Source organism: Tistrella bauzanensis (genome assembly GCF_014636235.1).
GTDB lineage: Bacteria > Pseudomonadota > Alphaproteobacteria > Tistrellales > Tistrellaceae > Tistrella > Tistrella bauzanensis.
The window spans coordinates 78,690-97,315 of sequence record NZ_BMDZ01000002.1; the positions used below are offsets into that span (position 1 = coordinate 78,690).

General features: G+C 67.8%; 18 protein-coding genes. 9 read left to right on the forward strand and 9 right to left on the reverse strand.

Features of this window, described 5'->3' with window-relative positions:
- Positions 1-12: 12 nt before the first annotated feature.
- Both IEW15_RS01475 and IEW15_RS01480 read left to right on the forward strand, forming a co-directional pair.
- A complete protein-coding gene (locus tag IEW15_RS01475) occupies positions 13-1,047 on the forward strand; it encodes a glycosyl transferase family protein (protein WP_188574185.1) in 1,035 nt (344 codons plus the stop codon).
- A 13-nt stretch (positions 1,048-1,060) separates the two neighbouring features.
- Positions 1,061-2,569, forward strand: a complete 1,509-nt coding sequence (locus tag IEW15_RS01480) for an ATP-binding protein (RefSeq protein WP_188574186.1) — start codon at positions 1,061-1,063, stop codon at positions 2,567-2,569.
- Here IEW15_RS01480 and IEW15_RS01485 read toward each other — a convergent pair.
- The 3 genes from IEW15_RS01485 to IEW15_RS01495 form a co-directional block, all read right to left on the reverse strand.
- Positions 2,532-2,879, reverse strand: a complete 348-nt coding sequence (locus IEW15_RS01485) for a type II toxin-antitoxin system PemK/MazF family toxin (protein WP_188574187.1) — start codon at positions 2,877-2,879, stop codon at positions 2,532-2,534. The two genes, IEW15_RS01480 and IEW15_RS01485, sit on opposite strands and share 38 nt — an antisense overlap.
- Complete coding sequence (locus IEW15_RS01490) at positions 2,876-3,184, reverse strand: ribbon-helix-helix protein, CopG family (protein WP_188574188.1); 309 nt, start codon at positions 3,182-3,184, stop codon at positions 2,876-2,878. Before IEW15_RS01490 ends, IEW15_RS01485 begins: the two co-directional genes overlap by 4 nt.
- Before the next feature lie 93 nt (positions 3,185-3,277).
- Positions 3,278-3,952: a TetR/AcrR family transcriptional regulator gene (locus IEW15_RS01495; protein ID WP_188574189.1), complete on the reverse strand. Its 675-nt coding sequence runs from the start codon at positions 3,950-3,952 to the stop codon at positions 3,278-3,280.
- Positions 3,953-4,139: 187 nt separating this feature from the next.
- Here IEW15_RS01495 and IEW15_RS01500 point away from each other — a divergent pair, with 187 nt between their 5' ends.
- Genes IEW15_RS01500 through IEW15_RS01525 form a run of 6 tightly spaced genes read left to right on the forward strand, consistent with a single transcriptional unit; the run spans position 4,140 to position 10,416 of the window.
- Positions 4,140-5,006: a metallophosphoesterase family protein gene (locus IEW15_RS01500; protein WP_188574190.1), complete on the forward strand. Its 867-nt coding sequence runs from the start codon at positions 4,140-4,142 to the stop codon at positions 5,004-5,006.
- A 29-nt stretch (positions 5,007-5,035) separates the two neighbouring features.
- Complete coding sequence (locus IEW15_RS01505) at positions 5,036-6,646, forward strand: ABC transporter substrate-binding protein (protein WP_188574191.1); 1,611 nt, start codon at positions 5,036-5,038, stop codon at positions 6,644-6,646.
- Positions 6,643-7,632, forward strand: coding sequence for an ABC transporter ATP-binding protein (locus IEW15_RS01510; RefSeq protein WP_229707737.1), 990 nt, complete (start codon positions 6,643-6,645; stop codon positions 7,630-7,632). The genes IEW15_RS01505 and IEW15_RS01510 overlap by 4 nt, the downstream gene beginning before the upstream one ends.
- Positions 7,629-8,597 carry an oligopeptide/dipeptide ABC transporter ATP-binding protein gene (locus IEW15_RS01515; RefSeq protein ID WP_188574192.1) on the forward strand — a complete coding sequence of 323 codons (969 nt, stop codon included), beginning with the start codon at positions 7,629-7,631 and terminating at the stop codon, positions 8,595-8,597. Before IEW15_RS01510 ends, IEW15_RS01515 begins: the two co-directional genes overlap by 4 nt.
- Before the next feature lie 6 nt (positions 8,598-8,603).
- Entirely contained in the window at positions 8,604-9,515 is a 912-nt protein-coding gene (locus tag IEW15_RS01520; RefSeq protein ID WP_188574193.1) for an ABC transporter permease, read from the forward strand.
- Position 9,516: 1 nt separating this feature from the next.
- Positions 9,517-10,416 carry an ABC transporter permease gene (locus IEW15_RS01525; protein ID WP_188574194.1) on the forward strand — a complete coding sequence of 300 codons (900 nt, stop codon included), beginning with the start codon at positions 9,517-9,519 and terminating at the stop codon, positions 10,414-10,416.
- Positions 10,417-10,433: 17 nt separating this feature from the next.
- On the opposite strand, the gene IEW15_RS01530 is transcribed toward IEW15_RS01525, so the two are convergent.
- On the reverse strand, positions 10,434-11,135 hold the full coding sequence (locus IEW15_RS01530; RefSeq protein WP_188574195.1) for a response regulator transcription factor: 702 nt from the start codon (positions 11,133-11,135) through the stop codon (positions 10,434-10,436).
- 605 nt (positions 11,136-11,740) lie between these two features.
- On the opposite strand from IEW15_RS01530, the gene IEW15_RS01535 reads away from it, so the two are divergent.
- Entirely contained in the window at positions 11,741-12,661 is a 921-nt protein-coding gene (locus IEW15_RS01535; protein ID WP_188574196.1) for a LysR substrate-binding domain-containing protein, read from the forward strand.
- 18 nt (positions 12,662-12,679) lie between these two features.
- On the opposite strand, the gene IEW15_RS01540 is transcribed toward IEW15_RS01535, so the two are convergent.
- From IEW15_RS01540 to IEW15_RS01560, 5 genes are all read right to left on the reverse strand, one after another.
- A complete protein-coding gene (locus IEW15_RS01540; RefSeq protein ID WP_188574197.1) occupies positions 12,680-14,431 on the reverse strand; it encodes a thiamine pyrophosphate-binding protein in 1,752 nt (583 codons plus the stop codon).
- A gap of 22 nt (positions 14,432-14,453) precedes the next feature.
- Positions 14,454-15,731 carry an NAD(P)/FAD-dependent oxidoreductase gene (locus tag IEW15_RS01545; protein ID WP_188574198.1) on the reverse strand — a complete coding sequence of 426 codons (1,278 nt, stop codon included), beginning with the start codon at positions 15,729-15,731 and terminating at the stop codon, positions 14,454-14,456.
- Between the two features lie 55 nt (positions 15,732-15,786).
- Positions 15,787-16,908: an enolase C-terminal domain-like protein gene (locus IEW15_RS01550; RefSeq protein WP_188574199.1), complete on the reverse strand. Its 1,122-nt coding sequence runs from the start codon at positions 16,906-16,908 to the stop codon at positions 15,787-15,789.
- A gap of 268 nt (positions 16,909-17,176) precedes the next feature.
- Positions 17,177-17,977: an amino acid ABC transporter ATP-binding protein gene (locus IEW15_RS01555; protein ID WP_188574200.1), complete on the reverse strand. Its 801-nt coding sequence runs from the start codon at positions 17,975-17,977 to the stop codon at positions 17,177-17,179.
- On the reverse strand, positions 17,974-18,567 hold the full coding sequence (locus IEW15_RS01560) for an amino acid ABC transporter permease (RefSeq protein ID WP_229707738.1): 594 nt from the start codon (positions 18,565-18,567) through the stop codon (positions 17,974-17,976). The genes IEW15_RS01555 and IEW15_RS01560 overlap by 4 nt, the downstream gene beginning before the upstream one ends.
- Positions 18,568-18,626: the final 59 nt, after the last annotated feature.

Consider the following 18,626-nt stretch of genomic DNA (forward strand, 5'->3'; position numbering starts at 1 on the left):
CGCCAGACCATCATGACCACCGACACCCGCCCCACCACACCCACGCAGGCCGGCATCTCCACCCTGGCCAACGCCCTTGGCATCATCGGGCGCGGCCCGGGCCGGTCACGGCCGCTGACGCGCGACGAGGCATGCGATGCCTTCGGCGCCCTGCTTACTGGTCAGGCGCTGGACGTGCAGGCCGGGGCCTTTCTGCTGCTGATGCGCTATCGCGGGGAAACCGCCGAGGAACTGGCCGGGCTGGTCGATGCCGCCCGCGCCCATATCGGCCCGCCGCCGGCCGATGCGCCGGTGCCGGCGCTGGACTGGCCCAGCTATGCGGCGGGCCGCACCCGCGGCCTGCCATGGTATCTGCTGGCGGCGCGGCTGATCGGTGCGGCCGGTGTGCCGGTGCTGATGCATGGCGACAATGATCTTCAGACCGGCGGCGCCGGCGCCATGCAGGGGCTGGCGGCGCTGGGGCTGGCGCCGGCGCGCGACCTGGATGACGCGTCGGGGCAGCTTGCCGCCACAGGCTTCGCCTATCTGCCGCTGGCGCATTTATGTCCGGCGCTCAAGACCCTGCTGGATCTGCGCGCGGTGCTGGGCCTGCGATCCCCGGTCAACACGCTGGTTCGCCACCTCAACCCGTTGAATGCGCCCGCAACCCTGATCGGCGTGTTTCATCCGGGCTATCTGGACAGCCACGCCGCCGCCGCCCTGCTGCTTGATGCCGGGCGGCGGCTGGGTGTGGTGAAGGGGGCCGGCGGCGAAGGCGAGCGCCGGCCGTTCAAGCCGGTGGATCTGCGACTGGTCGATGCCGGCACCACCGGCGTTGAGCACTGGCCGGCGCTGATCGATGCCGCCACGCAAGCCCGCGACACCGAGCGTGACGATGTGGCCCATCTGGCCGCCGTCTGGCGCGGCGAGGCACGGGACGAGGCCGGCGAGGCAACGGTGATCGGCACCGCGGCGGTGGCGCTCAGGATCGCCGGCCGTGCTGCCTCTCCGGCCGGGGCGGAAGCGCAGGCCCGCGCATTGTGGGCCGCGCGCGGGCACCATCCATGACCACGGCCATGTCATGAAGATCGACGGCGGCGATCCGACACGGATGGCATTGCGCTATCGGCTGGCGCTGGGGCTGGTGGCCGTGCTCGCCATCGGGTCTTTCGTGGTGCTGACCCAGGTGATCAGCCGCGAGCGCGCCACTGCCGGCATCATCAATGTCAGTGGCCAGCAGCGGTTTCTGTCACAGCGCGGCGCGCTCTATGTCGGCCGGCTGACCTATCCGGTGACCGCCGCCGACCACAGCGACGCCCGTCTGCGGCTGGCCGAGGTGATCGCGCAGATGCGCGCCAATCATCTGGCGCTGCTGGCCGGCGGATCGGGCAGCGGCGCAGATCTGGGCCTGTCGACCGGCATGGCAGAGCTGTTCCACGAAGAGCCGGCGGCGATCGACCGGCGGGTGCGGGCCTATCTGGCCGCCATGGAAACCGTGCTGGCCGATCCGCGCGCGCCGGTGCCGCGCGATGATCCCGCCGTCGCCCATGTCCTGACCGAAGGACCGGGTGAGCTTCTGGCCCAGCTCGACCGGGTGGTGGCGCGGTTTCAGGCCGAGGGCGAAGCCTCGGTCGACCGGCTGCACGACCTGCATATCGCGCTGCTGATGCTGACCCTGCTGACCCTGGCCCTTGAGGCAGCGCTTGTGTTCCAGCCGATGGCCAATGCCGCCCGGCGCCGGATCGGCGATCTGGAAGCCGCGTCGGCGGCACTCAGGGCCTCGGCCGACGGGCTGGAAGCCGAGGTTGCCGGCCGCACCCGCGAACTGCGTCAGGCCAAGGACCGCGCCGAGCAGGCCAATATCGCCAAGGCCCGTTTCCTGGCGACGGCGGGCCATGATCTGTTGCAGCCGATCGAGTCGCTGCGCCTGTTGCTGGGGTCGCTGGCCCGGCGCAACCGCGACCCGGCGCTGGGCGCCCCGATCGACGATATGCGCAAGGCGCTGTCGGGCATGCGCCAGATGCTGGGCAATCTGCTGGACACCGCCCGCCTCGATACCGGATCGGTGACACCCCAGATCCAGCCGGTGGATGCCGCCCGGCTGATCGACGATCTGGCGCGGGAGTTCGAGCCGCTGGCCGAGGACAAGGGCCTGGGCTTCGGCGTGGTGCTGTCGATCGCCCCCGACACCATGATCCTGACCGATCCGGTGATGACCGGCCGGATCCTGCGCAACCTGCTGGGCAATGCCGTGCGCTATACCCCCGCAGGCATGGTGACCCTGACCGCCGAGGCCACAGCACTGCACGGCCGGGATGCCATACGCTTTACCGTCACCGATACCGGCCCCGGCATCGATCCCGCCGATCAGGAGCGGATCTTCGCCGAATTCACCCAGATCGACGATGCCCGCCGCGACCGTTCAACCGGCGTCGGCCTCGGTCTGTCGATCGCGCGGCGGATGGCCGAGATCCTGGAACACGACCTCACCCTCGTGAGCCAGCCGGGCCATGGCGCGCGGTTCATGCTGACGGTGGCGCTCGCACCGCCACTCAAAGCCCGCCAGCGCCGGGATATGCCGGCAGATTGAGGAAGCGACGCAGTGCCAGATCGACCGCGGCAGATGTCTCGACGTCGATCCGGCCGATCGCCACGCCGATCCTGGCACGCGGCAGGGTCACGATCTTGTCGACCATCACCTGAGATGGCTTCTTCAGGCCGTTCTTATCGTCAGGCTGAATGGTAATGCGCAGCAGAGGCGCATCCTCCAGAAAGCTGGTCAACGGCAGCACGGTCACCGACGGCAATGCCGCATAGAGGTCATGCTGGATAATCAGCGCAGGCCGGGGCTTGCCGTAATCGCCGGATGCGGCGGCGGTGACGATGTCGCCACGCCTCACTGCCAGCCCTGTGTATCGGCAGCCGCATCAATCCACTGCATCATTTCAGCTTCTGCGCTCTGCGGATCTTGCGCACGGGCAGCAATCAGCCGGGACTGACGATCCACTTCACTGGCAAAAATGGCATCGTCTTCAGTCAAGGCGACACGATGCCGCGCAAGGTCTCTGAGCACATCCCCCAGCGACTTCTGATCCCGCCGCGCCAATTCCGTCAACCGGGTCTTCAAGGCCGAATCCAGGCGGAAGGACACCGTCTCGGTCTTTCGATGACCATGACCAGATCGTGTATTGGGGCCGGTGTGCATCAGTCTGCATCCCCTGCTCATCGGTGTGGGCCGCATCATCCTAGCATCAATATATGATGTGCAGGAGGCAATCCTGCGATCGGTTCCGCCGGTTCAATCGCCACGCCGCCCGGGCCGCGGGCGCGGCCTCATCACCGACGCATCCCGTAGAAACATGCCCCGGATCATCGCCACCAGTTCGGCCAGAACACGGGTGGGATCGTCGATATCGATGGCGTCGCCCGCCAACGCCTTCAGCCGGGTGCGCTTACGCAGCACATTGTCGCGCACACCCAGTGCCGCATGCAGCCGCCAGCCGATCTCGGCACGGGTCAGATGCGGCGCCAGCTTTGCCAGCGCATCGGCGAACAGGTTCAGATGCTCGACATTCTCGGATATGTCACGGCCAAGATCAGGATTGGCGCTGTGGCGGGTGATGGCGCGGAAGTTCAAGAACACCCGGTAATCGGATGACGGGTCATAGCGCCAGCGCACCGATGGCTCCAGCAGGGCGGTCAGCACCGCATCTAGCCGCGGCGGCGCCGGCCATGCGCCATCGATCGCCGCTTGCAGCAGGTTCAGCCGTTCGGCGTTGAACCGGGTGTAGCAGCGGGCCATCGCCGCCACCATCAGATCGTCCCGCGAGCCGAAATGATAGCTGATCGCCGACATGGCGACCCCTGCCTCGACGGCGATCCGCCGGACGGTGATCTGATCGGGATCGTCGGTGGTGGCCATCAGGCGTTCGGTGACCTGAAGAATGCGCGCCACGGTCAGCTCGGTCGACATCGCAAGCGGAGCCCGGGTGGAGAGATGACAGTTTCGCGACCGGTTTCGGGCAGCGTTCGAAGGCGGTCACGGCGCTGACATCATGACCGCTTATGGTCGGCCCGTCACCGCCGCCGATGCGATGGGGTCGCGTTCCCGGCATACCCGTGGATGCGGCCCCCCGCCGGCCCACCCGGGAGCCCCCAAGATGCGCATCGCCCTTGTCTCAGACACTCATCTGGCCGACCGCGCCACCGCCTTCGTCGCCAACTGGCGGGTGCTGGCCGGGCTGATCAACGCCGATGCCCCCGATCTGGTGGTGCATCTGGGCGACATCACCGTCGATGGCGCCGGCGATCCGACCGAACACGCCCAGGCGCTGGCGGAACTGGCCCGCCTGCATGCGCCGCTGCTCGTCGTCCCCGGCAATCATGATCTGGGGGACAATCCACCCGCCCCCGACATGGCGGTGTCGAGCCCAGTGCTGCCCGCCCGCCTCGCCGCCTATGAAGCGGCCTTCGGGCCCGATCGCTGGCAGCGCGATCTGGCGGGGTTCCGGCTGATCGGCATCAATGCCCAGTTGCTGGGCAGCGGTCTGGATGCCGAGGCCGATCAGTTCGCCTGGCTGGACATGGTCCTTGCCACCGCCGACCGGCCGGTGGGTCTGTTCCTGCACAAGCCGCTGTTTCGCGACGGCCCCGACGACACCGAAATTCATGTCCGCTATGTGCCGGCGGCGCCACGGGCGCGGCTGCTGGCACTGCTCGACCGGGCCGACCTGCGCTTCGTGATCTCGGGCCATGCCCATCAGGCGCGGCGGCTGCACCGTGGCGGGGTGGAGCATCTGTGGATGCCGTCCACCGCCTTCATCATCCCCGATGCGGTGCAGGAACGGATCGGCGACAAGCGCGTCGGCTATGCCCTGCTGACGCTCGCCCCCGACGACCACGCGATCACGCTGCGCCATCCGGCCGGATTGACCGATCACGACCTGCTCGACCATGCCGAGGCCTATCCCGGTGTCGCGGCGCTGCGCGACCGGCTTGCCCGGTCTGGTACCGCAAGCCTCACCTGACGTCACGCCGCTGTTCAAGGATTCGACCCATGACCATCAATCGTCGCGATCTGCTGCGTCTGTTCGGAACTGGCCTGACCGCGGGCGGCCTCGTCAGCCGGGGCCTGCTGGGCAGTGGCAGCCTGATGGCCGGCACCGCCACCGGCGCGCTTGCCCAGGCCGCCGGCGACAGCCGGCCGGTGCTGCGGGTCGCGGTTCAGGCCCTGCCCGCCAGCCTGGAGCCGCTGGAGACCATTTCCAATATCGGCCTGCGCCAGACCACCTGCCTGTTCGACACGGCCCTGCGCCGCGACTTCAAGGCCGAGGTGGCAATGCCCGGCACCAGTGCCCTGATGCCGCAACTGGCGACCGGCCTGCGCCGGGTCGACGACCTGACCTGGGAACTGGCCCTGCGCCCCGATGTCCACCTGCATGACGGCTCGATCCTGTCGGCTGATGACATTCTGGCGACCTTCTCACCGGCCCGGATCGGCCCGGACGGGCCCTATCCCGAAGGCCGGATCCTGTTCGGCCATATCGCCGCATTGCGCCGGATCGACGATCTGACCGTGCAGATCGTGACCAGCGCGCCCGACGAGGTGATGGACCAGCGGCTTGCCGGCTATGGCGGCTGGGTGATCGGCGCGAAGGCCTATGCCGCCGGCGGTGCCGAGGGCGTGCGCAGCCATCCGATTGGCGCCGGCCCCTACAAGCTTGCCGAATTCATCCGCGACACCCGGCTGGTTCTGGCGGCACATGACGATTACTGGATGGGCCGGCCCGCGGCCCGCGAAGTCCGGCTTGACGTGGTGCCCGAGGCCGCGACCCGCATCGCCGGGCTGATCTCCGGCGAATACGACATCGTCACCAATCTGCTGCCCGACCAGATGTCGCAGCTCGATGGCTATGACGATGTCGAAGCGGTGTCGGTGCCGCTGGATCTGGTCCATATGCTGTTCTACGACACCCGCAGGCCCGGCGTCGCCAAGGCGACGGTCCGGCAGGCGCTGAACCATGCCATCGATTATCAGGCCCTTGGCCGCGCGGTCTGGGGTGACGCCGCCACCCGCCCGAACGGCTTGCAGACCCCGGCCTTCGGCCCGCTCTATGATCCCGATCGCAAGCACTTCCCCTATGACCCCGCGCGCGCCAAGGCGCTGCTGGCCAAGGGCGGTTTCGACGGCAAACCGCTGAAAATGCGCCTGATCTCGGGCTATTACGTCGGCGCCGAGGCCGCCGGCCAGATCATTCAGGCGATGTGGGCGCAGATCGGTGTGACGGTCGAGCTTGAGTTCGTCGAGAGCATGAAGCAGGCGCTGGAGCCCGGCGCCGATGTGCGGATGATCTCGGCCGCCTTCCGCTTCCCCGATCCGCTTGGCGGCGGCGTCATTCCCGCCTGGGGGCCGGATTCGGCGGTGCAGAAGCGCGGTTTCTGGGCCTCGACCGCCTATAATGACGGTGTCGCGGCGCTGATCGCGGCCCGCAGCCCGGCCGATCGCCGGCGGACCTTTCAGGCCCTGCTCGATATCTTCGAGGATGAGGCACCGGGCACGATCCTGTATGGCGTCAACGAGGTCTTCGCCAAGCGGAAAGCGGTCAACTGGACCCATTATCCGCTCTACTACATGGATTTCCGCCCCGACAACCTGTCGTTCTCATGACCATGATGGCGATGCCCGGCCGGGTGGCGGCAGAACCCGCGCCATCCGGCGGCGAGGTGCCGGCGCTCGATCTGTGCGGCCTCACCATATCGGTGACGGGCGGCGCGGCGGTCGAGGGGCTGGACATCCGGATCGATACCGGCCGGATCTTCTGCCTTGTCGGTGAAAGCGGCTGTGGCAAGAGCCTGACGGCGCTGGCGCTGATGGGTCTGCTGCCGCCGGGCGCGCGGGTGACGGCGGGCCGTGCCCGAATTGCCGGGCAAGCCGTCACCATTGGTGCCGGCACGCCCGCCGGCCTCGCCATGGTCCATCAGGATGCGATCGCCTCGCTCGACCCGCTGATGCCGGTCGGCCGGCAGATCGCCGAACCCCTGATGGTTCATGACGGCCTGAGCCGTGGCCGCGCGCTGGACGAAGCCGTGCGGCTGATGGACCGGGTGGGCATTGCCGGCGCGCGCCAGCGGGCCCTGGCTTTTCCGCATGAATTTTCGGGCGGCATGAACCAGCGGGTGGCGATCGCCATGGCGCTGGCCTGCCGGCCGTCGCTGCTGATCGCCGATGAACCGACCACGGCGCTTGATGTCACCATTCAGGCACAGATTCTCGACCTGCTGCTCGACCTGCGGGCCGATACCGGAATGGGTGTATTGTTTATCACCCATGATCTGGGCGTGGTCGCCGAAATCGCCGACGAGATGGCGGTGATGTATGCCGGCCGGATCGTGGAGACCGGTCCGGTCGCCCGGATCTTCGATCAGGCAGCCCATCCCTACACCGCCGGCCTGCTGGCCTGCCGCCCTGGCCATGCCATTCGCGGCACCGCCCTGGCCGCCATTCCCGGTCAGGTGCCGCCTCCGGCCGCGCGCGGCCCCGGTTGCGGCTTCGCCGATCGCTGCCGCAGGGCAGTCGATGCCTGCCGCCGTCAGCCGCCGGCCGTTCGCAGCGTGACCGGTGGCGGCATGGTCGCCTGCGGGGTGCGGGGATGAGTGCCGCGCTGCTCGACGCCCGCGATCTGACCGCGATTTTCAGCCTGCCGGCTGCCCGGCTCTGGCAGCGCCGGCAGCAGGTGACGGCCGTCGCACAGATCAGCCTGACGCTCGACCATGGCGAGGCGCTGGGGATCGTCGGCGAAAGCGGTTCGGGCAAGACCACGGTCGGCCGGATGCTGGCCGGGGAACTCAGACCCGATGCCGGAACCATTCATGTCGCGGGGCAGCCCTTCCAGCCCCCCTTCACGCCCGATCGCCGGGCTGCCGTGCAACTGGTCTTTCAGGACACGCTCGGCGCCTTCGATCCGCGCCTGTCGATCGGCCGGCAACTGGCCGAGCCGCTGGTGATCCGTGGCATCGATGCGGCCGCGCGGCGCCAGCGGATCGATCAGGCGCTGGCGGCCGTGGGACTGGAGGTGGGCCTGCTCGACCGGCTGCCCCATGAGGTCTCGGGCGGGCAGCGCCAGCGGGCGGTGCTTGCCCGGGCGCTGGCGCTGAACCCGTCGGTGCTGGTGCTCGACGAACCGGTCTCGGCGCTCGACGTGTCGGTGCAGGCGCAGGTGGTCAATCATCTGGCGGGTCTGGCCCGCGATCACGGCCTGGGGCTGGTGTTCATCAGCCATGACCTCGGCGTCGTCGGCCATCTCTGCGACCGGGTGGCGGTGATGTATCTGGGCCGGATCGTCGAGACCGGACCGATCGAGGCGGTGTTCGACCACCCGGCCCATCCCTATACCCGCGCCCTGCTCGACGCCATCCCGGTCGCCCACCCCGCCGCCCGCCGCCGGCGCGCGCGTCTGGCGGGTGAACCGCCGAGCCTGCTGGCGCCGCCATCGGGTTGTGCATTTCATCCACGCTGCGCCAGGGCCGTGCCAGCCTGCGCCACCAGCCGCCCCAGCCTGCGGATGGTGGCGACCCATCCCGGCCATCAGGCCGCCTGCCACCGTCTCGACGAGGTCTGAGCCCTGATGCCCCGCACCCTGCTGATCCGCCTGCTCCGCACCCTGGCAACCGTTCTGATCTGCATCAGCCTCACCTTCATCGTGCTCAGGCTGTCGGGCGATCCGCTCGACGCGCTGTTGCCCGAAGACGCACCGCAAAGCATCCGCGATGCCTATGCCACCCGACTCGGCCTCGACCGGCCGATCGGCGAGCAATACGTCCGCTATGTGCTGTCGGTGTTCGAAGGCGATTTCGGCCGCTCGATGCTCGATGGCCGCGACGCGCTGGGGGTGGTGGCGGAACGGCTGCCCGCGACGCTGCTGCTCGGCGGCACCGCCTTCGCGCTGGCCCTGCTGATCGGTGTGCCAGCGGGCACCGTCGCCGCCCTGCGTCGTGACAGCACCACCGATCGCGGCGTGATGGGGGCGGCGGTCATCGGTTATGCAATGCCGAATTTCTTTCTGGGGCTGGTGCTGATCATCATCTTCGCGCTGTGGCTGCGGGTGCTGCCATCCTCGGGCCATGGCACCGCCGCGCATCTGGTGCTGCCGGCGCTGACGCTGGGCACCGCCATGGCCGGCAAGCTCGCGCGCTTCGTGCGCGGCGCCGTGCTCGACGTTCTGGGGCAGTTGCACATCCGGGTGGCACGCGGCAAGCGCCTGCCGCCACTGCGGATCCTCACCGCCCATATCGCGCCCAATGCCGCGGTGCCGGTGATCACCTTCCTCGGCTTCGAGTTGGGGTTGATCGTCGGCGGCGGTGTGGTGGTGGAAAGCGTGTTCGGCTGGCCGGGTGTCGGCCGGCTGCTGGTGCAGTCGGTGGCGGCCCGCGATCTGGCTGTGGTGCAGACCATCATCCTGATGATCGCGCTGGCCATGATCACCGCCAATCTGCTGGCCGACATCGTCCATGCCCGTCTCGATCCGCGGGTGCGCTGACATGACCCGCAGCATCCGCACCCCTGCCCCCGCAAGCGTCGTCGCCGCGACTGCCCCGCGCGGCCGGCGCAACGCCACCCCATGGTCGGTGCGTCTGGCGCTGGCCTTCCTGGTGCTCATGCTCGTGATCGCCATCGGCGCCGACTGGGTGGCACCGATGGACCCCAAGGCCATGAATCTCGGTGCCCGGCTGCACCCGCCGGCGCTGTTCGGGGGCAGCATGGCCTATCCGCTCGGCACCGACGGTCTGGGCCGGGACATCCTGTCGCGGGTGATCCATGGCGCGCGGATCTCGATCCTGATCGCGGTGGCCGGCACCCTGATCGGTGCGGTTCTGGGCACGGTTCTGGGGTTTCTTGCCGCCCATTTCCGCAAAGGGGTGGATCAGCTTCTGATGATGCTGGTCGATGTCCAGGCGGCTATCCCATCGATCGTGCTGGCGCTGGCGGTGATCGCCTTCCTTGGCAACGACCTGATCCTGTTCGTGCTGCTGGTGGGGCTGGATGGCTGGGAACGCTATGCCCGGCTGTCGCGCAATCTGGTGCGCGGTGCCAGCGGCGCCGGCTATGTCCGGGCGCTGAAAATGGCCGGTGCCGGGGCCGGTCGCATCCATGCCCGCCATGTGCTGCCCAATATCGCCGGCCCCCTGGTGGTGCAGGCGACGTTGAACTTTCCCGGCACCATCCTGCTGGAAACCGCGCTGTCATTCCTGGGGCTGGGCGTGCAGCCGCCTGAAACCTCGCTCGGCCAGATGCTGGGCGACGGTCGCGGCTTTCTGCTGAACGCGTGGTGGATCGCGGTCGTGCCGGGGGTGCTTATCCTGCTGACCACGATGTCGGTCTGCCTGCTGGGCGACCGTCTGCGCGACCGGCTGGACCCGATGACCGTCACCGGCCGCTGAACCAGCCGCTGACGGGCCTATTCGCCGCGCATCCGCTGATATTTCAGGATCGCCTGGGTCCGGCTCTCCACCCCCATCTGCCGGAAGATCCGCGACAGATGACCCTTGACCGTGTTCAGGTTCAGGCCCAGCACGTCGCCGATCTGCTGGTTGGAATGGCCGCGGGCCAGCAGGTCCATGATCTCGGCCTGCCGCTCGGTCAGCGCGCCGCCGGCTTCGCCCTCGTCATCCTCGCCGCCGGCGGCGGGTTGCGGGTTCGCGGACGGCGCCGGCGCGGATGACGGCCGCCCGGCATCGGCATCGCGCGCCAGAAGCTCATAGGGGAAATAGGTGCCGCCCACCTGGATCATCCGCAGAATGCCGATGATCACCTCGTCATGGGTCGATTTGGGGATATAGCCGCGCAACCCCGCCGCCAGCGCGGCGCGCAGATCGGATTTGCTCTCCGACATGGTGAAGGCCACCACCGGCGCCGGCTCCAGCCGCCGGCGGATGCGGTCCAGCCGGTCCTGCCCCAGAAAATCGGGCAGATACAGGTCGATCACCGCAAAGTTGAACCGCGTGCCCTCGTCCAGCAATACCTCAAGCGCCGCGATGCCATTGGCCTCGACGATCTCGACCGGATCGAACACCTCCGACAACAGATGCCGCAGCCCCGCGCGCACCACGGAATGATCATCCACGATCAGGACACGATAGGCGGAGATGGGCTCTGACATGGTCGGCACGGCATCCTCGGGAATGGGTGTCGTGTCGAGGATAGCGTGGGGAGGGGGTTGGGGGAATGGAAAGAACGTCGCCTGGATCACCCGAAGCAGGCGGTCGGCAATGGCCGTCGAGGCGGTCATCGCTTCTGCTGAAACCTCACCTTTGTGCCGCAGCCGTCATGCCGCTCGTCCGACGGGTCGCGAGATCAGGATGAGTTTCGGGTCGAACGCCAAGGCTCCGCAGGTGACGCATCCAAGGCCGATCTTGACGTGATCGCCCATGCAGGCGCAGGCTGACGGGATGGGGCAAATTCAGCCATCCGCCTGCCGCAGGCCCGGTCGTTCCGTCATCCGGCGGGACGAGGCGCCGTTTCATCCCGATTGACTGGCAGGAGGCCGGATCAGACGTCATATTTCGGGTTGCCGTTGCCAGTAATTTCGACCCGACCCACCTGCCTCCCCGACCCGCCTGCCTCCCCGACCCGCCAGCCTCCCCGACCCGCCAGCCTCCCCGACCCAGTGGTGATCCCGCTTGTGCTTCACGCTGATGGCCGATGGCATCAGCCGGCTGGTGGTGGCGCCCGGACCCGACGGCCTCTGACCACCCGGAGACGACTTTGCGCCGCTTCCTGCCGAGCCTGTCCGCACTTCACGCCTTCGATGCGTCGGTGCGCTATCTGAGCTTCACGAAAGCCGCCGAGGATCTCTGCGTCACCCAGAGCGGTATCAGCCGCCAGATCCGCAATCTGGAAGAATTTCTGGGTGTCACGCTGTTTGAACGCGCCGGCCCGAGGATCATCCTGACTGCCGCAGGCCGGGCCTACTACGAAGAAATCTCGCATCTGCTCGACCGGATGGAGGAAGTCTCCATCGATGCCGTGCGTGGCCGGACCACCGAGGATTTTCTCCGCATCGCCATGTCGCCGACCCTGGCCCGGCGCTGGGCCCTGCCGGTGCTGAAGCACTTCACGCTGGCCGAGCCCGAGATCCTGTTCGAGGTGGTGGCCTGCCCCAATACCCAGGATCCGGCGGATTTCGACGCCAATCTGTTCTTCCTGCGCGGCGTCGGCAACTGGGCCGCCTGCCGCAGCCATCTGCTGTTCGAGGAAGATCTAGTGGTGGTCGGCGCCCCCGCCCTGCTGCCGGCCGAGGGTTCCCTGACCGAGGAGGATCTGAGGCGGATCACCCTGATCCAGAACGTCTCGCGGCCGAGCCTCTGGATGCACTGGCTGCGCGCGGCCGGCATCCCGTTCACCGGACCGGTCCTGGGGCCGCGCTTCTCGGTCACCGACATGATCATAGAGGCGGCGATCAGCGGCATGGGCCTGGCCGTGGTGCCGGAAAGCTATGTCCTGGCCGAACTGGCCGACGGCCGGCTGAAGCCCGCCTTCCCCCAGCGCTGTTCTTCGGGCGAAGGCTTCTACATGTGCTGCCCCGAAGCCTTCATGAGCCAGAACGGTGTCGTCGCCTTCCGCCGCTGGTTCCTGGCCGAGGCGCGGCGGCGGAACCTGCTGCCCGCCCCGCGCCCGGCCGTGTGATGCCTCTGACCCGCGGGCTCAACGGTAACTGTGATCGTTACTCTCAAGCGCCATCGGATCCTCGCCGCGCTTGCGCAACCAGGAATAGACCGGTGGCACCCGCTCGGCGAGGGATTCGATCCGCACATCGATGAAGCATGGGCCCGTCTTCCAGGCGAAGGCCTGCTCCAGCGCCGTATCGAGTTCGGCGCCCCGACGCGCCGTCCACGCCTTCAAGCCGAAGGCTTCGGCGATCGCCTGTCCCTCGGGCGGCAGGAAATCGACGCCGAAACACTGATTATGCCCCTTCAGCCGGTGCAGCCCCTTGATCCAGCCATAGGTGCCATTGTTGAACAGGATCAGGATCGCCGGCACCTGAAGCCGCACCAGGGTCTCCAACTCGCCCACGCTCATGCCGAAGGAGCCGTCGCCGAACAGGCCGATCGGCCGCTTCGACGGGTCCGCCGCCCAGGCCCCCACCGTTGCCGGCAGGGCCGATCCCAGCCCGCCGAAGGCGCGCGGGATGGCGAACCGGGTCTCGCGATCGTTGATCTTCAGGAAGCGGGTCATATAGGGCGTGGGCGTGCCCGCATCGGAATAGATCAGCGCCGGTGTACCCGATGCTTCCAGCGCGCGGTTGAAGGCATGCACCGCCCGCTCGGGCCGCAGCGGCACCCGCTCATCGGTCAGCAGCGGCGCCGCATTCTCCCAGAAGATGGCACGGTCGGCGTTCAACTCATCGACCCAGCCGGTACGTCGGCCGGGCCCGGTATCGGCCTCGATCTGTACCAGGCGCTGGAAGACCAGTTTCGCATCGCCCTGCACTGAAAGCAGGTTCTCATAATTGTTGGCCATCACATCGGGCGATATGTCGATCTGGACCAGCCGACGGTTCAGGGTCACCTGTGGGAAGGTCCAGCCGATGGTGACCACCGAGCCGATGCGCGACCCGACGAAGATCGCGAGATCGGACTTCTCCAGCGCCAGATTGGCGTGGGGGTGATAGCCATTGTCGCCGATCACACCGATCGCCAGGCGGTGGTCGTCGGGGATCGAGCCCTGACCGGTCATGGTGGTGCAGATCGGGATGTCATGGCGCTCGGCAAAGGCGGTGACCGCATCCCCGGCATCGGCGCGATTGACACCGCCACCAGCGATGATCAGCGGCCGCTCCGAACGAGCGATCAATTCCAGGAGTTGGGTCAGCTTGGTTTCGGGCGGGAGCGTCGGATAGGCCGGGAAGGTTCGGCATTCCTCCTCGACATGCAGCGAGATGCGTGCGGGATCGACCTCCGCCAGCAGCATGTCCTCGGGGATCTGAAGATGCACCGCGCCGGGCCTGCCCGAACAGGCGACCCTGAAGGCCCGCCGGACGATCTCGGGCAGTTTTTCAGGCGATTTCACCTGCACCGATAGCTTGGTCACCGGCTCGAACAGCTTCGCGCAATCCAGTTCCGTAAGCACGCCCCGGCCTTCGCCCGGCAGCGGGATATCGATGGTGAGCAAAATCACCGGCACGGACGAGCCGTTGCTTTCCGCCACCGGCGGCAGCGAATACATCGCCCCGGCCCCCGAAGGGCATTCAAACACACCGGGTCGGTTGGTGAACCGGCCATAGGCATCGGCCATGAAGCCGGCGGAACGCTCGTCGCGCGCCATCACATGGCGGATCTCGTCGGCACGCAGTTGCAGCGCCTCGTAGAACGGCACATTGGTGTCGCCGGGCACACCGAAGATGGTGTCAACGCCATAACCGACCAGCATCTCGACCAGAATATCTGCACCACGCATCGTCGATCCTCTCAAGGCAGGCTCACCACCAGCCCCCGAAGCGGCTTGCCGCAAAGGGTTCCGGGGACAGGGGTGGCGCGGATCCGGTGATGAGAGCGGCAACCAGCGCCGCACTCTTGGGGCCTGCTGCCAGGCCGACATGGCCATGGCCGAAGGCATAGAAGACATCAGGACTGCGGCGGGCGCGGGAGATGACCGGCAGCCCGTCAGGGGTGGAGGGGCGATTGCCCATCCAGCGGCGCACCGGCAGATCCCGGGCAACCCCCGGCCAGGTCGCGTGGAGATGGCGGAGCAGAATATCGGCCCGGCGCCAGTCGGGTGCCGCACCAGGGCCTGCCAGTTCCACCTGCCCGGCCGCGCGCAGCCCTTCGCGCGTGACGGTATTGGCCATCTTGCCGTCGCTCGGCATCACCGGCAGATGCGGTCCGCCCACGGCACCACCAGTCAGCTGGACGTGATAGCCGCGCTCGGCCTCAAGGGGGATACGGTCCCCGGCCGCGGCCGCCAGGCGACCCGAGGCGAGCCCCGCCGCCACCACCGCCCGGTCACAGGCAACCGGTCCGCCATCGGTCTCCACGGCCCGCAATCGCGCGCCCTCGAAGGTGAAGCCGGTGGCACGCGCCGCGACCCGGCGCACGCCAAGGCTGGCCGCGTGTGCCGCCAGCGCCGCGACATAGGTGCCCGGATCGGCGCAACTGGCGGCCACCGGCACATGCACGCCGAAACCATAGGCTGGCGACAGCGCCGGCTCGAAGACGCGCAGCGCTGCCGCATCCAGCTCTCGCCACGTGACACCCGCCTCGCGCCGCAGCCGCCAGGACAAAGCCTCGGCCGCGAAGGCGGCGCGATCGGGATAGACGTAGAGGACGCCGCGCCGCTCGATCAGGTCCGGCACACCTGCGGCCTGAGCCAGCGCCGCATGCCGGTCGGGGCTGTCATGCAGCAGGCGTGAGAGAATGGCAGCGGTGCGCTCCACCCGCGTCGTGGTCATACCGGCGGCCAGGAAGCGCAGCAGCCAGGGGGCCAGCCGCGGCAGATGCCGCCAGCGGATGGTCAGCGGGCCGTCGCGATCGAACAGATAGCCCGGCACCTTGCGCCAGAGGCCCGGCACCGACATCGGGACGATCGAGGCCGGGGAGATGAAGGCACCATTGCCATAGCTCGCCGCCTGCTCGCCGCCGGGCTCGTCCGGATCGACCAATATGACGGCCAGGCCGGCCTGGCGGAGCGCAAGCGCCGCGCACACGCCGACGATACCGGCGCCGATGACGACGGCCTGCGTCTCGTTTGTCTTGGACATCTCTGTTTCCTGGGGGCGTCCTGTCCGGCCCCGAAAGGCGGGCCGGACAGGCATGTTAGGCCTCGGCGAGGATGCGGGCGTTGCCGCGCACCGACTGCTCCGTGACCTCGATACCAAGGCCCGGGCCGGTGGGTACGATCACCTGGCCGTTGCGGTTGGGAACCCGCTCCAGCAGGACGTCCTCCGTCAGCACGTGATGGGGCATGTAGAATTCGCAGCCGAGCGACATACCCGGCGTCGCCGCGATGAACTGGGTACCGGCGGCGAGCGCGATACCGCCTTCCCAGAGCGTGCCGCCATAACCCGGCAGATGCACCGCGTCCGCCACTGCCATCAGCGCCTGCGCCTTGAGGATGCCACCGGCCTTCATCAGCTTGACCGAGACGGCATCGGCCGCACCCAGGCGGGCGATCTCCAGCAGATCGCGGGCATCGAAACAGCTTTCATCGGCCAGAATCGGCGTGTCGAGAGCGGCCGCGAAGGATGCCATTGCCGCCAGGCAGTCGCGCGGCACCGGCTGTTCGATAAAGGTCGGCCGGAAGCGATCGACATCGCGCAGGATGGTGATGGCGCCGAAGGGGTCGAGCGCCTGATTGTAGTCGAGCCGGAGGTCGACGCTGTCGCCGAAGGCCGTGCGGATCGCCTCCAGATGCGCCATGTCCTCGGCATGCGGCTTGACCCCGGTCTTCACCTTGAAGATCCGGTTGCCGGCCGGGACCATAGCCTGCATGCGGACGAAATCGGCGTCGAAATCGGGATCCGCGATCGAGAAGGAGAGCGGGATCTCGTCCCGCACCCGACCGCCGAGCAGGTCGGCCACCGATAGGCCGCAGCTCTTGCCCAGGATGTCGAACAAGGCCGTCTCGATCGCGAGCTTGGCCTCGCCATGGCCGACCAGCGCCTTGTCCATCACCCGGGTCAGTTCCCGTATGCGGTTGACCGGCGCGCCAATGACCATCGGTCGCAGATAGACATCGATCGCGGCGAAGGCCGCCTCGGCCGTGCCGGTGAAGACCTCCCAGGGCGCCGCCTCGCCCCAGCCGGTGATGCCGGTGGTGGAGGTCGCCTCGACCAGGACGCGCTTGACCGTGCCCTTGACGTTGCCGACGCCCTGGAGGCGGGCCATGGCGATCGGGCTTTCGATCAGGAAGACGCGCAGTCGTTCTATGCGCTCCATACATTCACTCCTGCGCCCGTCATGCGACGGGCCTGTTTCTAGAGCCGATTCCGGTCAGGCGGGACCACCTGATCGGGTAAAGATGCTCGACCAACCAAACCTTAGCGCCGTCTTTCGTGAGCCGGAGCAAACGGACAATGGCTCTAGATGGCTTTGTGGAAATGGCTGNCCGATTCCGGTCAGGCGGGACCACCTGATCGGGTAAAGAGGCTCGACCAACCAAACCTTAGCGCCGTCTTTCGTGAGCCGGAGCAAACGGACAATGGCTCTAGATGGCTTTGTGGAAATGGCTGAGGAACTGGCGCGTGGCCTCCTGGCGGGGATCGCCGATCACCTGCGCCGCGGGGCCGTCCTCGACGACGACGCCGTCACGCATGAACACCACCCGGTCCGAGACCTCGCGGGCAAAGGCGATCTCGTGGGTCACGATCACCATGGTCATGCCGTCGGCGGCGAGTTTCAGGATCGTCGCCAGCACCTCGCCGACCAGTTCGGGATCCAGCGCCGAGGTCACCTCGTCGAACAGCATCACCTCGGGCTCCATGGCAAGCGCCCGGGCGATCGCCACCCGCTGCTTCTGGCCACCCGAAAGCGTGTCGGGCATCTGCCCGGCCCGGTCGGCCAGATCCACTTTCTCAAGCTGGGCCAGCGCCATCTGCCGCGCCTCGGCCTTCGGCCGGCGCCGCACCTGGACCGGAGCCTCCATGACGTTCTGGAGCACGGTCATGTGCGGGAAGAGGTTGAAGTTCTGGAACACCATGCCAGTGCGTGCCCGGAAGCCCGCCAGCTTGCGATGCGAGGGCATCGGCGCGCCGGTGCCGAAGACGAAGCGGGTATCACCGACGCGGATGCTGCCGCGATCAGGTGTCACCAGCAGGTTCATGCAGCGCAGCAGCGTCGACTTGCCCGAGCCCGACGGCCCGATCAGCGAGACCACCCCGCCGGTCGGCACCGTGAAGCTGATATCGCGCAGCACGGCGAGCGATCCGAAGGATTTCCGCAGGCCGGTAATCTCGATCTTGGTCTCCGGCGGCCTGATCTCTTCCAGCCTGGTTTCAGCGGCAGTCATGACCGGCTCCCCAACCTGCGCTCCCGATGGCGGACGAAGAGCGTCAGCGGGAACAGGATGACGAAATAAGCGACCGCGATCGCGGTATAGGTCTCCAGCGGCCGGAAGCTGTCATGGGCGGCCATCTGGCCCTGATAGACCAGGTCGGGCACCGCCAGCACCGAGACCAGCGAGGTGTTCTTGAACTGCAGGATCGACTGGTTCATCAGCGCCGGGATCATACGCCGGAGCGCCTGGGGCAGGATGATCCGCCGCATGGTCTGCGCCGGCATCATGCCCAGCGCCGCCCCCGCCTCGCTTTGCCCGGGATCGATCGAGACGATGCCGCCGCGGATGATCTCGGCATAGAAGGCACCGCCATAGCACGACAGCGCGATCAGTGCCGCACTCGTCGCGCTGAGCTCGATACCTGCCAGGATCGGCAGGGCATAGTAGCACCAGATCAGCTGCACCAGGATGGGCGTGCAGCGGAAGACCTCAATGAAGGCGAGGCTTGCCATGCGCAGCGGCGCGAAGCGGCAGAGCAGACCCAGCGCACCCGCCAGCCCGACCGTCAGCCCGCCGGCCACGATCGCGACGGTGAACGACACCGTCACCCATAACCCGTCGAGGAAGAGCCAGCGATAGCCCCACAAGAGGCTGTTGCCGA

Coding starts and splice junctions, on each gene's coding strand:
- IEW15_RS01475 (WP_188574185.1), top strand. CDS start 13: ATGACCACCGACACCCGCCCCACCACACCCACGCAGGCCGGCATCTCC.
- IEW15_RS01480 (WP_188574186.1), top strand. CDS start 1,061: ATGAAGATCGACGGCGGCGATCCGACACGGATGGCATTGCGCTATCGG.
- IEW15_RS01490 (WP_188574188.1), bottom strand. CDS start 3,184: ATGCACACCGGCCCCAATACACGATCTGGTCATGGTCATCGAAAGACC.
- IEW15_RS01495 (WP_188574189.1), bottom strand. CDS start 3,952: ATGTCGACCGAGCTGACCGTGGCGCGCATTCTTCAGGTCACCGAACGC.
- IEW15_RS01500 (WP_188574190.1), top strand. CDS start 4,140: ATGCGCATCGCCCTTGTCTCAGACACTCATCTGGCCGACCGCGCCACC.
- IEW15_RS01505 (WP_188574191.1), top strand. CDS start 5,036: ATGACCATCAATCGTCGCGATCTGCTGCGTCTGTTCGGAACTGGCCTG.
- IEW15_RS01510 (WP_229707737.1), top strand. CDS start 6,643: ATGACCATGATGGCGATGCCCGGCCGGGTGGCGGCAGAACCCGCGCCA.
- IEW15_RS01515 (WP_188574192.1), top strand. CDS start 7,629: ATGAGTGCCGCGCTGCTCGACGCCCGCGATCTGACCGCGATTTTCAGC.
- IEW15_RS01520 (WP_188574193.1), top strand. CDS start 8,604: ATGCCCCGCACCCTGCTGATCCGCCTGCTCCGCACCCTGGCAACCGTT.
- IEW15_RS01525 (WP_188574194.1), top strand. CDS start 9,517: ATGACCCGCAGCATCCGCACCCCTGCCCCCGCAAGCGTCGTCGCCGCG.
- IEW15_RS01530 (WP_188574195.1), bottom strand. CDS start 11,135: ATGTCAGAGCCCATCTCCGCCTATCGTGTCCTGATCGTGGATGATCAT.
- IEW15_RS01540 (WP_188574197.1), bottom strand. CDS start 14,431: ATGCGTGGTGCAGATATTCTGGTCGAGATGCTGGTCGGTTATGGCGTT.
- IEW15_RS01545 (WP_188574198.1), bottom strand. CDS start 15,731: ATGTCCAAGACAAACGAGACGCAGGCCGTCGTCATCGGCGCCGGTATC.
- IEW15_RS01550 (WP_188574199.1), bottom strand. CDS start 16,908: ATGGAGCGCATAGAACGACTGCGCGTCTTCCTGATCGAAAGCCCGATC.
- IEW15_RS01555 (WP_188574200.1), bottom strand. CDS start 17,977: ATGACTGCCGCTGAAACCAGGCTGGAAGAGATCAGGCCGCCGGAGACC.